This is a genomic window from Streptomyces canus, from assembly GCF_030815415.1.
Lineage (GTDB): Bacteria > Actinomycetota > Actinomycetes > Streptomycetales > Streptomycetaceae > Streptomyces > Streptomyces canus_F.
Window position 1 is genome coordinate 1431813 of the sequence record NZ_JAUSWW010000001.1, and the last position, 12639, is coordinate 1444451.

At 71.8% G+C, this 12639-nt stretch carries 17 protein-coding genes; 11 read left to right on the forward strand and 6 right to left on the reverse strand.

Annotated elements, in window-relative coordinates; translation table 11 throughout:
• Genes QF037_RS06660 through QF037_RS06670 form a run of 3 tightly spaced genes read right to left on the reverse strand, consistent with a single transcriptional unit; the run spans position 1 to position 1164 of the window.
• Positions 1-513: an SRPBCC family protein gene (locus QF037_RS06660; RefSeq protein WP_307022782.1), complete on the reverse strand. Its 513-nt coding sequence runs from the start codon at positions 511-513 to the stop codon at positions 1-3.
• A gap of 6 nt (positions 514-519) precedes the next feature.
• Positions 520-864, reverse strand: coding sequence for an ArsR/SmtB family transcription factor (locus tag QF037_RS06665; protein WP_307022783.1), 345 nt, complete (start codon positions 862-864; stop codon positions 520-522).
• A gap of 21 nt (positions 865-885) precedes the next feature.
• The gene (locus QF037_RS06670; protein WP_307022785.1) at positions 886-1164 is read right to left on the reverse strand and encodes an alpha/beta fold hydrolase; all 279 of its coding nucleotides are present in this window, start codon (positions 1162-1164) and stop codon (positions 886-888) included.
• A gap of 124 nt (positions 1165-1288) precedes the next feature.
• Between QF037_RS06670 and QF037_RS06675 the strand changes: the two genes are divergently transcribed.
• From QF037_RS06675 to QF037_RS06700, 6 genes are all read left to right on the forward strand, one after another.
• The gene (locus QF037_RS06675) at positions 1289-2791 is read left to right on the forward strand and encodes an MFS transporter (protein WP_307022787.1); all 1503 of its coding nucleotides are present in this window, start codon (positions 1289-1291) and stop codon (positions 2789-2791) included.
• A 70-nt stretch (positions 2792-2861) separates the two neighbouring features.
• On the forward strand, positions 2862-3356 hold the full coding sequence (locus QF037_RS06680; RefSeq protein WP_307022789.1) for a methyltransferase family protein: 495 nt from the start codon (positions 2862-2864) through the stop codon (positions 3354-3356).
• A gap of 27 nt (positions 3357-3383) precedes the next feature.
• Positions 3384-4391 (forward strand): Ppx/GppA phosphatase family protein, encoded by a 1008-nt coding sequence (locus tag QF037_RS06685; protein WP_307022791.1) that lies wholly within the window; start codon positions 3384-3386, stop codon positions 4389-4391.
• A gap of 32 nt (positions 4392-4423) precedes the next feature.
• Positions 4424-4600 (forward strand): hypothetical protein, encoded by a 177-nt coding sequence (locus tag QF037_RS06690; protein WP_307022793.1) that lies wholly within the window; start codon positions 4424-4426, stop codon positions 4598-4600.
• Positions 4601-4735: 135 nt separating this feature from the next.
• A complete protein-coding gene (locus QF037_RS06695; RefSeq protein WP_307022795.1) occupies positions 4736-5749 on the forward strand; it encodes an iron-containing redox enzyme family protein in 1014 nt (337 codons plus the stop codon).
• A 70-nt stretch (positions 5750-5819) separates the two neighbouring features.
• Positions 5820-6017: a CDGSH iron-sulfur domain-containing protein gene (locus tag QF037_RS06700; RefSeq protein WP_307022797.1), complete on the forward strand. Its 198-nt coding sequence runs from the start codon at positions 5820-5822 to the stop codon at positions 6015-6017.
• On the opposite strand, the gene QF037_RS06705 is transcribed toward QF037_RS06700, so the two are convergent.
• Together QF037_RS06705 and QF037_RS06710 are read right to left on the reverse strand one after the other, a co-directional pair.
• A complete protein-coding gene (locus tag QF037_RS06705; protein WP_307022799.1) occupies positions 6014-6271 on the reverse strand; it encodes a hypothetical protein in 258 nt (85 codons plus the stop codon). The two genes, QF037_RS06700 and QF037_RS06705, sit on opposite strands and share 4 nt — an antisense overlap.
• Positions 6268-6477, reverse strand: a complete 210-nt coding sequence (locus tag QF037_RS06710; RefSeq protein ID WP_307022801.1) for a hypothetical protein — start codon at positions 6475-6477, stop codon at positions 6268-6270. The genes QF037_RS06705 and QF037_RS06710 overlap by 4 nt, the downstream gene beginning before the upstream one ends.
• A gap of 190 nt (positions 6478-6667) precedes the next feature.
• Here QF037_RS06710 and QF037_RS06715 point away from each other — a divergent pair, with 190 nt between their 5' ends.
• Positions 6668-7036 carry an STAS domain-containing protein gene (locus tag QF037_RS06715; protein WP_307022803.1) on the forward strand — a complete coding sequence of 123 codons (369 nt, stop codon included), beginning with the start codon at positions 6668-6670 and terminating at the stop codon, positions 7034-7036.
• A gap of 131 nt (positions 7037-7167) precedes the next feature.
• Here the strand turns inward: QF037_RS06715 and QF037_RS06720 are convergent, their stop codons facing one another.
• The gene (locus QF037_RS06720; RefSeq protein WP_307022805.1) at positions 7168-7590 is read right to left on the reverse strand and encodes a protease inhibitor; all 423 of its coding nucleotides are present in this window, start codon (positions 7588-7590) and stop codon (positions 7168-7170) included.
• A gap of 324 nt (positions 7591-7914) precedes the next feature.
• Between QF037_RS06720 and QF037_RS06725 the strand changes: the two genes are divergently transcribed.
• The 4 genes from QF037_RS06725 to QF037_RS06740 all read left to right on the forward strand — a co-directional run bounded on the left by QF037_RS06725 (position 7915) and on the right by QF037_RS06740 (position 12478).
• Complete coding sequence (locus QF037_RS06725; protein WP_307022807.1) at positions 7915-8466, forward strand: hypothetical protein; 552 nt, start codon at positions 7915-7917, stop codon at positions 8464-8466.
• Positions 8467-8669: 203 nt separating this feature from the next.
• Positions 8670-10253 carry a purine-cytosine permease family protein gene (locus tag QF037_RS06730; protein WP_307022809.1) on the forward strand — a complete coding sequence of 528 codons (1584 nt, stop codon included), beginning with the start codon at positions 8670-8672 and terminating at the stop codon, positions 10251-10253.
• Positions 10254-10334: 81 nt separating this feature from the next.
• Entirely contained in the window at positions 10335-11504 is a 1170-nt protein-coding gene (locus QF037_RS06735; protein WP_307022811.1) for a lactate 2-monooxygenase, read from the forward strand.
• The gene (locus QF037_RS06740) at positions 11501-12478 is read left to right on the forward strand and encodes a 2-hydroxyacid dehydrogenase (RefSeq protein WP_307022814.1); all 978 of its coding nucleotides are present in this window, start codon (positions 11501-11503) and stop codon (positions 12476-12478) included. The genes QF037_RS06735 and QF037_RS06740 overlap by 4 nt, the downstream gene beginning before the upstream one ends.
• The last annotated feature ends 161 nt before the right edge of the window (positions 12479-12639 follow it).

A 12639-nucleotide genomic window follows, 5' to 3' on the forward strand; every position in this document is an offset into this window, starting at 1 on the left:
TCAGTCCAGGCCCGGGACGGGGGCGCCGGAGGGGACACCGGCGGCCACATAGCCGTCGTAGAACTCCTTCCAGGGGGCCTGACCCCTGGTGGGCGACCCGTTGGCGTATGTCTCCAGGGCGGCCAGGCAGACCTCCCACCCGGCGCCGTTGCGGGCCGCGGTGTTCGCCTCGCTCAGCACGTTGGTGAGCGTGAAGCGGGTGCGCTCGCCGTCCAACGCCTCCAGGTCGAAGTGGAGTTCGTCGCCGCCCCACTCGAAGGACAGGTGCCGGGGCGCGTCGACGGCCAGGACCCGGCCCTTGGAGTCCGCCATGTTCGGGTCGCCGCTGAAGGTGATCTCCCCGCCGGGGCGCGGGTCGATCTCGGCGCGGGACGGGAACCAGTGGGCGAGTTCGTCGGCGTCGGTCACGAACTGCCAGACGCGCTCGACGGGGTGGTCGTATGTGCGGCTGAAGCGGACGGCCGGGCGACCGTCGTCCAGGGTCAGATAGGTGCCGGTGAGGTCTGCGGACATGGGGGATCAGTCCTTCGGAGAGGGTTCCTCGGGGTCGTCCGGCGCGGTCTCGTCGAGGCGGCGGCCCAGGGTGTCCAGGCTGGTGTTCCACAGCCTGCGGTAGGGGGCCAGCCAGGCGTCGAGTGCGGCGATCGGGGCCGGGTCGAGGGCGTAGACACGGCGTTGCGCGTCCTGGCGGACCCGGACCAGGCCCGCTTGCCTGAGCACCTTCAGATGCTTCGAGGTGCTCGGCTGGCTCAGACCGCATTCCTCCACGATCTCCCCGACGGGCCGCGGCCGCTCCAGGAGCAGCGCGACGATGGTCCGCCGGTGGGGGTCGGCGAGGGCGGCCCAGAGCGCGGCGTCGGACATGGCTCCAATATGCCTCTGCGGTTATATGCCAGTCAAGGCATACTGGGCTCGGGTGACCGGTCGTCCGTACACACCCAGATGGCCAGTGCCCGCGGCGTTCCGTCGCGAACCGGCGGCCCGCAGGGAGTCGGGGTGCAGTGCGGCGAGAGTCAGCCCGATGATCGCGCCCCCGCTGCTTCCGAACACCAGCGCCTGCCCGCCGGCCAGGCCGTCGATCAGGGCGCGGGCGCCGGACGCCTGCCGCGCGAGATCCATCGGCACGCCGGGGCGACCGTCGACCTCGAATGTGGCGCTGATCACAATCAACCGCCCCCCTCATCGAAACTTTGCCGTTTCGCTAAAAGTGCTCTAGCCTCAAGGTGTACGAAACAGTTTCGTTTACGACCTCGTAAAGTCCGAACGACTTCCCTGGAGTGGTTCCGCCATGTCCCAGAAGACCCTGACCGAGAACGCCGCGGCAGGCGGTCTCGACGCGTCGCCCGAGGCCTCCTCCAAGCGGTGGTGGATCCTCGCGGTCGTCGCCCTCGCGCAGCTGATGGTGGTCCTCGACGCGACCATCGTGAACATCGCCCTTCCCTCGGCCCAGGCCGACCTCGGATTCTCCGACGGCAACCGGCAGTGGATCGTCACCGCGTACGCGCTCGCCTTCGCCTCCCTCCTGCTGCTCGGCGGCCGAATCGCCGACCTCTTCGGCCGCAAGCCGGCCTTCCTGATCGGTGTCGTCGGTTTCGCCGCGGTCTCCGCGCTCGGCGGTGCCGCCACCAACTTCGAGATGCTGGTCACCGCCCGTGCCCTCCAGGGCGCCTTCGGCGCACTGCTCGCGCCCGCCGCGCTCTCGCTCCTGAACACGACGTTCACCGACGCCAAGGAGCGCGCCAAGGCGTTCAGCGTCTACGGCGCCATCGCCGGCGCGGGTGGCGCGGTGGGTCTGCTGCTCGGCGGCATCCTGACCGACGCCCTCGACTGGCGCTGGACCCTCTACGTCAACGTCGTCATCGCCGTGGTCGCCTTCGTCGGCGGCTGGTTCCTGCTCAGCAACCACCGTGACGCCGCCAACTCCAAGCTGGACGTGCCCGGCACGATCCTCGTCGCCGCCGGTCTGTTCGCCGTGGTCTACGGCTTCTCCAACGCCGAGACGCACGACTGGAGCTCGCCCGAGACCTGGGGCTTCCTGATCGCCGGCGGTGTGCTGCTGGCTGCCTTCACCTGGTGGCAGACCAAGGCCGCGCACCCGCTGCTGCCGCTGCGCATCCTGCTCGACCGCAACCGCGCGGCCTCCTTCTTCGCGGTGCTGATCTCCGGCGCGGGCATGTTCGGCGTCTTCCTCTTCCTCACCTACTACCTCCAGCTCAACCTGGGATTCAGCCCGACCAAGACCGGTGTGGCGTTCCTGCCCATGGTCGCCGCGCTGATGGTGATGGCTCAGCTCGGCACGACCGTGCTGGTGCCGCGGATCGGCCCGAAGACCGTCGTCCCGCTGGGCTTCGCGATCTCCGTGGTCGGCATGGCCTGGCTGACCGGGATCGGCAACGACACCGCCTACCTCACCGCCGTGCTGCCCCAGCTGATCATCATCGGCGCCGGTCTCGGCCTGGTCATGCCGGCGGCGATGCAGCTGGCCACCGGCGGAGTGGCGGCCGAGGACGCGGGCGTCGCCTCCGCCACGGTCAACGCCATGCAGCAGGTGGGCGGTTCGATCGGTACGGCGCTGCTGAACACGCTGGCCGCGAGCGCCGCGACCGACTACCTGGCCGGCAAGGACGCGAGCAGCAAGCTGGTCCAGGCGCAGGCGACGATCGAGAGCTACACCACCGCCTTCTGGTGGTCGGCGGGCTTCTTCGCCGCCGGTGCGCTGATCGCCTTCCTGCTCTACCGGCGCGGGGTTCCGGAGCAGGACGCGGACGCCGCACCCGTCGTCCACATGTGACCGCCACCTGAACCGAGGGGCCGCCGTCTGCAGGGAGACGGCGGCCCCTCCTCGCTGTCATGGTGGCGGCATGCGCACACCGGCGGCGGCCCTCGGCAGCACGGTCTTCTTCGCGCTCGCGCCCGGCACGGTGGCCGGGCTGCTGCCGTGGTGGCTGACCGACTGGCGGTCCGGCGACTGGTGGCTGCCCGTCCGTCTGCTCGGTCTGCTCCCGCTCCTCGCGGGCGCGGCCGTTCTCTCGGCCGCCTTCGTGCGGTTCGTGCGCGAGGGCCTGGGCACTCCGGCGCCGGTCGCGCCGACCGAGCACCTGGTCGTGGGCGGGCTGTACCGGCATGTGCGCAATCCGATGTACGTCGCCGTGGTCGCGGCGATCGGCGGCCAGGGTCTGCTGCTCGCCCGGCCGGTGCTGTTCGGCTACGGCGCCGGTGCCTGGGCGCTGATGTGGGCGTTCGCACGGTGGTACGAGGAGCCCGCGCTCGCCGGCCGGTTCGGCGCACAGTACGCGCGTTACCGCGGTGCCGTGCCTGGCTGGTTGCCCCGGCTCACACCCTGGCACGGTGAGTGACGCCCTCAAACGGGTACTCAGGCACTCATGCGACTCAGCGTGATGGATGTGGGCTCGAACACGGTCCGGTTGGTGGTGGCCGACGCGGAGGGCGGGGTGCCACTGCCTGTGCACACCGCGAAGTGGCGCCTGAGACTCTCCGAACAGGTCAGTCCCGGTGGCCCGTTGCCCGAGGAGGCCGTCGAACGGCTCGTGGTGGCGGTGGCCGAGGCGAGCAGGACCGCGGCGAAGTGGGGCGCGGCGCCCCCGCAGGCCTTCGCGACCGCCGTGGTACGCAATGCCTCCAACCGCAGTGAGGTACTGCGCGAGGTGCGCTCGCGCACCGGAGTCGGGCTCTACACCCTGCCGGGCGAGGTGGAGGCCGAGCTCACGTTCCTCGGGGCGCGGCGCTGGATGGGCTGGCGTTCGGGTCCGCTGGCCCTGCTCGACATCGGCGGCGGCTCGCTCGAAGTGGCCTTCGGGCGAGGCCGGTTGCCGGACTTCGTGGCCTCGCTGCCGCTGGGCGCGGGACGGCTGACCCATGAGTTCTTCGAGGGCCAGGACCAGCCGACGCCGGACCTGGTGCGGGCGCTGCGCCGCCGGGTCCGCCACCAGCTGCGGGACGTCGCGGCCCGGATCCGCTGGGAGGGGCCGCACACCGCGGTGGTCACCTCCCGCACCTTCCAGCAGCTGGGGCGACTGTGCGGGGCCCCGCCCGGACGGCACGGGCCCTTCACGGAACGCCGGTTGCACCGCTCGGACCTGCGGGAGGCGATCGTCCGCCTCGCCGCACTCCCCGCCACCGAACGCTCCCGGCTGCCCGGCATCTCCGCGCCGCGCGCCGCCCAGAGCCTCGCCGGCGCGGTGGTCGGGCACACGGCGATGAAGCTGACCGGCATCAAGACGGTCACCCTGTGTCCATGGGCGATCCGTGAGGGCGTCCTGCTGCGCCGTATCGAGGACGGCCCCTCCTGGTGGACGGAGGTCAGCCGCCTCGAGGAGGAGGGCGCACCCCAGGGACCCATGCCCCTGCGCATCGCAGCCGCGCGGAACTGACCAAGGCGAAGACCGCCGCGAAAGGAGACACCATGTCCGAGTCCGACGACAGGAAGCGCCCCGAGACCGCTCTGGAGGAAGTCCTCCAGGAAGCCGAGAAGGCCGAGCGGCGCACCTCGGACTCCGAGGAGCAGCGACGGCGCCGGGGTGAGGCGGGCGACGCCATCACGCCCAACACCCGCGCCCAGGAGGAGTCCACCGGCGACTGACGGCACCGCACGGACGGCGGGCCCGACGGGACTCACGGTGCCCGCGCCACGCCGTACGGGAGAGCGGCCGCGACACAACCCCAGGCCAGCTCCCCACGGACGGATGACCTCGTGCCGCCCGGGTACCCGGGGCGCATGGCACAGGACCCCCAAGGACCACGGCTGCCCCCCGCCCGCGGGCCGGTGTCCGCAGCCGTGTCGGAGTATCTGCTGGACGCCGGACCCCTGCCGGGCGACGCCGACGTGGCCCGCGCGCCCGTCTACGGCGACGACCTCCAGCTCGCCCTCTACCTCTGCTACGAGCTGCACTACCGGGGCTTCGCGGGCGTCTGCCCGGACTCCGAGTGGGATCCGGCCCTGCTGCGCACCCGGGCCGCACTGGAACACCGCTTCCTGACGGCACTGCGCGCCGACACGCCGGTGCACGACAGCGTCGAGGACGCCCTGGGGGAACTCCTCGTCGAGCCCGTCGACGGCACGGGCACCAGTCACTACCTGCGCGACGAGGGCGAACTGTGGCAGCTGCGCGAGTACGCGGCCCAGCGCTCCCTGTACCACCTCAAGGAGGCCGACCCCCATGCCTGGGTGCTGCCGCGGCTGTGGGGACGGGCCAAGGCGGGCATGGCGGCGGTGGAGTTCGACGAGTACGGCGGCGGCCGCCCCGACCGGGTGCACGCACAGCTGTTCGCGGATCTGATGACGGACCTGGGCCTGGCGACGGCGTACGGGCACTACCTGGACGCCGCCTGCGCGGAGGTCCTGGCGACGGTGAACCTCATGTCCCTCTTCGGTCTGCACCGAGCCCTGCGGGGCGCCCTCGTGGGCCACTTCGCGGCGGTGGAGGTCTCCTCCTCGCCGGGTTCCCGGCGACTGGCCGAGGCCATGCACCGCACGGGCGCCGGGGCGGCCGCCGAGCACTTCTACGACGAGCATGTCGAGGCCGACGCGGTCCACGAGCAGGTCGTCCGCCACGAGGTCATCGGCGGGCTGCTCGCCGAGGAGCCGCATCTGGCGTCCGACGTGGCCTTCGGCGTCGACGCCACCGGGCACCTCGAGGACCGTTTCGCCGGCCACCTCCTGGCCGCCTGGCACTCGGGCCGGTCGTCCCTGCGGGCACCACTCGATTCCGAAACCTCCCGTATCTCCTGAATGCTGGGGTACCCGAGCCGCATGACGCCGGTTCCACGGGGTGTCGACGACGAGGAAATGGTGATGGTCCGTGCCGAAGTCACCCGCTGACCCGCCCTGCCGCGTCCGGCTGGAACGCCGTGGTCCGCTACTGATGGACGGCCCCGTCGAGGTGGAGCTGGAGGACGGGACCACGGTCTCCTCCGACCGTTTCCGCGTCGCCCTGTGCACCTGCCGCCGCAGCCGTCGCTATCCCTGGTGCGACACCAGCCACCGTGAGCGGTCCTAGGCTCCGCCCCGCGGGTCACCGGCCGGGCACCAATGCCCTTGCCACACCACCCAGGTCCGCCCCTCGGAGCCGCGATGGATCCGCAGTCCGTCGACCACGCCCAGCAGAGGCAGCCTCGTCGCTCCGTCGTGGCGGACCCGGTCCGGGGGGATCAGCACGTCGTCCGTGCCCGCCACCCTGAGGCCGCCGCTGTCCGCCGTCAGGAGGATCCGGCAGACGTCCGCCGTCGTCCGGGCCAGCAGACAGCTGCTCACCCGCCGGCCGGCGTCGAGCAGGGAGGCCAGGAACCACGCCGGTGCCTCGACGACCCGGTGACCGCGGCCGTCGCCGCCCCTGCCGCCACCTCGCCGCCACGACGGGCGAAGTGCGCCGTGAACTCCATCTCCAGCGCGGGTTCCGGCAGCCCGAACCGGGTGAGCAGCGGAGGCTCGCCGGAGGACGTGTGTACCGGCGAACCCACGTTACGGCCGGCGACAACCGCTTGAACAGGGCACCGATTTGCAGAAAAGTCGACTGAAAGTCAATGACCACTCGCGAAATTCACCATGTCGAGTGAACCAGATCTCGTGCCGGGTTTCTCAGGGATGTCCCGCACCCCACCGGGGTAGCTACCGAGATCGAATACCCGCCCCTGCCGAGGTGGAGCCGACATGACACCGGAGTCCGGCGGATCCGGGCCCCCGGCCGCGAACCCGTACGCCCGCACCTACCGTCGCGACCCCTTCACGGTGGTCGAGGCCGCGGGCGAGATCGACATGGCGACCGCGGGTTCCCTGGCCGAGCATCTGGACGCGGCGACCGCGGGCACGCGACCGGACGTCCTGGTCGACCTGCGCACGGTCGACTTCTTCGACTGTTCCGGCCTGCGGGTTCTGTGCCGGGCGGACTCCCGGGCGCGGGAGCACGGCGGGCGACTGCGCATCGTCTCGCGGAGTGAGCGCATCCGGCGACTCCTGCGCGCCTCGGGGTTACTGGGCCGCTTTCCGCCGCTGCCGGAGCTGCCGGAGCGGCGGGGCTGATCCGAAGGCCGACCGGGCGGCCCCACTCCGCCCGGCCGGCCCCCGTACGAGATCGCGAGGGATCCCCGCGTCAGGACTCGCGCTCCCCAGCCACGAGCCGCTGTCGGTGCGGGTCCCTGCGACCCCGGTCTCTAGAACGCGAAGAGGCTGGTCCCGTGGGTGCTCTTCACGCACTCGTTGGCGAAGGTCCGCTCGTAGGAGACGCGCTTGCCCTGCCAGACACCGTCGACGGTGACGACCACCGGGTCGTACTGCTTGGTGCACAGCACGTCGCCCCGGCCCGTCAGTGCGTCGAAGTCCCCGTCGGCGCCGCGCAGTTCGGCACAGGCGAGGGCTGCCGCGGGATGGCTTCCGGAGGGCGTGGGGGCGCAGGTCAGGGTGACCGCGCGGGCCGGGGTGGCGAGGGCGGCGCTCTCACCGTGTCCGACGGTGAGCACCAGGGCCGAGGGGGCGTAGAGCGAGGCGGGGGCGGCGAGCGAGGTCCCGGTGAGGGGGCCGCAGACGGCGGTGGCCGTCAGAGCGAGGGTCGCTGCCCAGCGCGCGGTGTTCCGCATTGTGTGCATCCTTCCGCTGATACGGGGGTGGTACCGGGCCCGGCGCGATCGGTGCCGGACCGGCGAGCGGGAGTCTGCCGAGTCCGCGCCCGAATCTCACATCGACCCCACGGGTTTCAGTAACCTTGCGTGTTGAATCAGTGGCGTGAAGTCACGTAATTCGAACGCGCCGGCGCCGGAACCATGGGGTTCTTGATCGTCTCGACCGACCGAATGGCCGGTTCACCCCGCCTCCGCAATAGGCCTGAAACATTCCGGTTGAGCTCTCGGCGGACCCTCCGCACACCCCTTGCGTTCACGTTCCAGTCGCGTAATCGTCATTACATGATTACGACAGAGCAGCGAGAGAAGCTGCGCGGCTGGTTCGCCGGCCGCCTGCCCGACGACCTCTTCGAGGAACTGGCCGAGCTGACGGTCGACCGCGAGGAGATCACCGTGATCGGCCGCATCCCCGCGCCCCGGCTCGCCGAGGGCGCCTCGGCCACCGAACGGGAGGCCGCCGTGCAGAGCCGCGTACAGGAGTTCCGGGAGCGCACCCGGCAGGCCCGGATCGAGGTGGCCGTCGAGGCCGAGCACCGGTTCCGCAGGAAGGTCTCCTGGGGTGTGGAGTGCGACGGGGAGCGCACCCTGTTCACCCATGTGTCCGCACCCGTCATGACCCGGCTGCGCCAGCCCGAGCGCCAGGTCCTCGACACCCTCATCGCGGGCGGGGTGGCGCGCAGCCGCAGCGACGCGCTCGCCTGGTGCGTGCGCCTGGTCCAGAAGCACACCGACGACTGGCTCGCCGAACTGCGGGACTCACTCGAACACGTCCAGCGAGTACGGGCCCAGGGCCCCGACGCCGAAGCGGAGGACACGCCCCCGGACACCGAGTGATGGATGTTTCGTACAGTCACGGGACGAAAGATGGATGAACCGTCCTCTGGTGTGGCTCCTGACCCCGGCCTTACCGTCGGCAGACCCCCGAGAGGACGGCATCCCCTCGCCCGCCCACCCCCGCCGAGGCGAGCGCCGGCCCCTCACCCCGACCCGCTCGCGTCACGACGCGCTCCACCGCCGGTCCCCTCGCTGGAGCCCCCTTGTCCCCGCAGCCCGACCCCTCCCCCGCGCCGTCCCTGACCGAGGTCGAGACCCACGGCGTCGACCGCATTCCCGACGCCGAGCGCACCGCGACCCCGCTGGACCTGTTCCGGCTCGCCTTCGGCGGCGCCAACACGTTCTCCACCTGTGTGCTGGGCGCCTTCCCGATCCTGTTCGGCCTCTCCTTCTGGCAGGGCCTGGCGGCCACGCTGCTCGGGGTCGTGGCGGGTGCGCTGATCCTGTGCCCGATGGCGGTGTTCGGTCCGGTCAACGGCACCAACAACGCCGTGTCCTCGTCCGCGCACCTCGGTGTGCACGGCCGGGTGATCGGCTCGTTCCTGTCGCTGCTGACCGCGGTCGCGTTCTTCTCCATCTCGGTGTGGAGCTCCGGGGACGCCCTGGTCGGCGGCGCCCACCGGCTCTTCGGCCTGCCGCGCGGCGACCTGTCGTACGTCGTGGCGTACGCGCTGTTCGCCTCTCTGGTCCTCGCGGTGTGCGTGTACGGCTTCCGGTTCATGCTGTTCGTCAACAAGGTCGCGGTGGCCGCGGCGAGCCTGCTGTTCCTGCTCGGCGCGATCGCGTTCGCCGGCGACTTCGACCCGTCGTACGCGGGCGTCTTCACGGACTCGGCGGACGCGGCCACCGACGCGCTGTTCTGGCCGTCCTTCATCGGCGCGGCGCTGATCGTGCTCTCGAACCCCGTGTCGTTCGGCGCGTTCCTCGGCGACTGGTCGCGCTACATCCCGGCGAGCACCCCACGCCGCAAGGTCATCGGCGCCGCCTTCCTGTCGCAGATCGCCACGCTGCTGCCGTTCCTCTTCGGCCTGTCGACCGCCAGCATCATCGCCGCCAAGGCGCCGGACTACGTCGACCCCGCGGCCCCCGACTTCGTGGGCGGCCTGCTGGCGATCTCGCCGGGCTGGTTCTTCCTGCCGGTGTGTCTGATCGCGCTGATCGGCGGCATGTCGACGGGCACGACCGCGCTGTACGGGACCGGCCTGGACTTCTCCTCCGTGTTCCCCCGGCTGAGCCGCGTGCAGGCGACGCTCTTCGTCGGCGTGCTGTCGATCGCGTTCATCTTCATCGGCCGGTTCGGCCTGGACCTCGTGCAGTCGATCTCGACCTTCGCCACGATGATCATCACCTGCACCACACCGTGGATGGTCGTGATGATGCTGGGCTTCTGGACCCGCCGCGGCTGGTACGACCCCGACGCCCTCCAGGTCTTCAACCGCCGCCAGCGCGGCGGCCGCTACTGGTTCGCGCACGGCTGGAACTGGCGGGGCATGACCGCCTGGTGGGTGGCGGCGGTGATCGGGGTGCTGTTCACCAACATCCCGGGCCAGTTCGTCGGTCCGCTGGGCGAGCTCGCGGGCGGCGTCGACATCGGTCTGCCGCTGTCCCTGGTCGTGGCCGCGGCGCTGTTCCTGTCGCTGCTGCGGCTCTTCCCCGAGCCCCGGGCGGTGTACGGGCCCGAGGGCGCGCGGCTGGCCCGCACCGTCGACGTGCCGGTGCCGCCGATCACGGGACCGGGCGCGGAGTCCGGCGAGCCGGAGCCCGTCGCGGTGGCGAACGGCGGCTGACCCCGGTGTTCTGACCGGCGTTTACTCGCCAGTATCGTCGGAGCGCAACCCGTTCTCAGCGACGAGAGGCGGAACGTACGGATGGCGAAGCACTGGGCCGACTTCCAGTACGAGATCTATCTGAACGGCATGTCGGGCGCCGTACCCCGGTTGCCCACCGATCTGACCCGGCTGGAGGAGCTCACCGAGCAGCGCCTCGGCCCCGGTCCGGTCGGGTACGTGGCGGGCAGCGCCGGCGACGGGAGCACCGCCCGGGCCAACCGGGCCGCGCTCCAGCGGCGCCGGATCGTGCCGCGGATGCTGCGGGACGTGCACGAACGGGATCTGTCGGTCGAGGTGCTGGGCCGCGCCCTGCCCGCCCCGCTGGCCCTGGCACCGGTCGGCGTGCTGTCGATCATGCACCCGGGCGCCGAGTCCGCCGCCGCCCGGGCCGCCGCGGCACAGGGCGTGCCGTACATCCTGTCCTCGGCGTCCAGCACCCCGATGGAGCAGGTCGCCGAGGCGATGGGGGACGCCGAGCGCTGGTTCCAGCTGTACTGGCCGAAGGACCCCCAGGTGGCCCTCAGCTTCCTCGACCGGGCGAGGGCCGCCGGGTTCACCGCGCTCGTCGTCACGCTGGACACCCCGCTGCTGGCCTGGCGGCCGCGCGACCTCGACCAGGCCTATCTGCCGTTCCTGCACGGGGTGGGCACCGCCAACTACTTCTCCGACCCGGCATTCCAGGCGGGCCTGGCCAAGCCGGTGGCCGAGGATCCGAACGCGGCCGTGATGCACTTCGTCGGCATGTTCGCGGACCCCGGCAAGACCTGGCCGGACCTGGCCCTCCTGCGGGAGCACTGGGACGGGCCGATCGTCCTCAAGGGCGTCCTGCACCCGGACGACGCACGGGCGGCCGCGGACGCCGGGATGGACGGGGTGGTGGTGTCCAACCACGGCGGCCGGCAGGTGGCCGGTTCCGTGGCGGCGGCCGATGCGCTGCCACGGGTCGCGGAGGCGGTCGGCGACCGGCTGACGGTGCTCTTCGACAGCGGGATCCGCACCGGCGACGACGTCTTCAAGGCGCTCGCGCTGGGGGCGCAGGCGGTGCTCGTCGGGCGGCCGTACGTGTACGGCCTGGGCCTGGACGGACAGCCCGGCGTGGAGCACGTGATCCGCTGTCTGCTCGCCGAGCTGGACCTCACCCTCGCCCTGTCCGGGCACGCCTCTCCCAGCACCGTGGGACCCGCCGACCTGATCGAGGACCCCGTATGACGACCCCGAAGAACGTGCTCGCCGTCGTCGCGCCCCATGTCGGCGGGCGCACCTCCGGCGCCGGGCTCGCCACGCTCTTCCCGGGCGAGGCGAACGTGACCGTCGTGGAGAGGACCGCCGAGAACCCGCGGGCGCTGCGCGCGGCGCATGTGATCATCACGGCGCTCTCCCCCGTGACGGCCGAACACCTCGCCGCCGCGCCCGAGCTGGAGCTGGTGCAGTGCGCCAGCCACGGCTTCGACTACGTCGACGTGGAGGCGGCGCGGGCCCGCGCGGTGGACGTCTGCACCATCGGCTCCAGCGGCGCCGAGGCGCAGAACGTGGCCGAGCAGACCTTCGCCCTCATGCTCGCGCTCGCCAAGCAACTCGTCCCGGCGCACACCGCGCTCGTCGAGGCCGACTGGGCGCTGCCCCGGCTGCAGCGGTCCCTGACCGAACTGTCCGGGAAGACCCTCGGCATCGTGGGGCTGGGGCAGATCGGGCGGGAGGTCGCGCGGCGCGCGGTCGCGTTCGACATGAGCGTCGTCTACGCCGGGCGGCGCCGACTTCCGCAGGAGACCGAGGCACAGCTGGGCGGGGCCCGTCATGTCCCCCTCGACGAACTGCTGCGCACGTCGGACTACGTCTCCCTGCACGTGGCGCTGACCGAGGAGACCCGGCAGCTCCTCGACGCAGGCCGGCTCGCGCTCCTGAAGCCCACCGCGTTCGTGATCAACACGGCGCGGGGCGCCCTGATCGACCAGGACGCCCTCGCCGACGCCCTGGAGAAGGGCGCCCTGGCCGGGGCGGGCATCGACGTCTTCGACCCCGAACCGCCCACGCCGGCGCTGCGGTTGCTGCGGGCCCCGGGCGTGGTGCTGTCGCCGCACGTCGGGGGTGTCACCCGGGAGACGCTGGTGCGGATCGCCCTGGCCGCCGTCCAGAACGTGGCCGGCCATCTGGCGGGCGACCCGCCCCGCGACGTCGTGAACTAGTGCCGCGGCAGGCAACGTTTGCCCGTCAAGGAGCGGCGTCCGGTGCGTGCTCTCGGCGTGCCGGCCGGAAGCCCTCGTACTGGACGTACTTGGGCTTTCGGCCGGTGCGGCGAGAGTGCGTGCCGGGCGTCGCGACGGGGCAAACGTTGCCTGCCGCGGCA

Coding starts and splice junctions, on each gene's coding strand:
- QF037_RS06660 (WP_307022782.1), bottom strand. CDS start 513: ATGTCCGCAGACCTCACCGGCACCTATCTGACCCTGGACGACGGTCGC.
- QF037_RS06665 (WP_307022783.1), bottom strand. CDS start 864: ATGTCCGACGCCGCGCTCTGGGCCGCCCTCGCCGACCCCCACCGGCGG.
- QF037_RS06675 (WP_307022787.1), top strand. CDS start 1,289: ATGTCCCAGAAGACCCTGACCGAGAACGCCGCGGCAGGCGGTCTCGAC.
- QF037_RS06680 (WP_307022789.1), top strand. CDS start 2,862: ATGCGCACACCGGCGGCGGCCCTCGGCAGCACGGTCTTCTTCGCGCTC.
- QF037_RS06685 (WP_307022791.1), top strand. CDS start 3,384: ATGCGACTCAGCGTGATGGATGTGGGCTCGAACACGGTCCGGTTGGTG.
- QF037_RS06690 (WP_307022793.1), top strand. CDS start 4,424: ATGTCCGAGTCCGACGACAGGAAGCGCCCCGAGACCGCTCTGGAGGAA.
- QF037_RS06695 (WP_307022795.1), top strand. CDS start 4,736: ATGGCACAGGACCCCCAAGGACCACGGCTGCCCCCCGCCCGCGGGCCG.
- QF037_RS06715 (WP_307022803.1), top strand. CDS start 6,668: ATGACACCGGAGTCCGGCGGATCCGGGCCCCCGGCCGCGAACCCGTAC.
- QF037_RS06720 (WP_307022805.1), bottom strand. CDS start 7,590: ATGCGGAACACCGCGCGCTGGGCAGCGACCCTCGCTCTGACGGCCACC.
- QF037_RS06725 (WP_307022807.1), top strand. CDS start 7,915: ATGATTACGACAGAGCAGCGAGAGAAGCTGCGCGGCTGGTTCGCCGGC.
- QF037_RS06735 (WP_307022811.1), top strand. CDS start 10,335: ATGGCGAAGCACTGGGCCGACTTCCAGTACGAGATCTATCTGAACGGC.
- QF037_RS06740 (WP_307022814.1), top strand. CDS start 11,501: ATGACGACCCCGAAGAACGTGCTCGCCGTCGTCGCGCCCCATGTCGGC.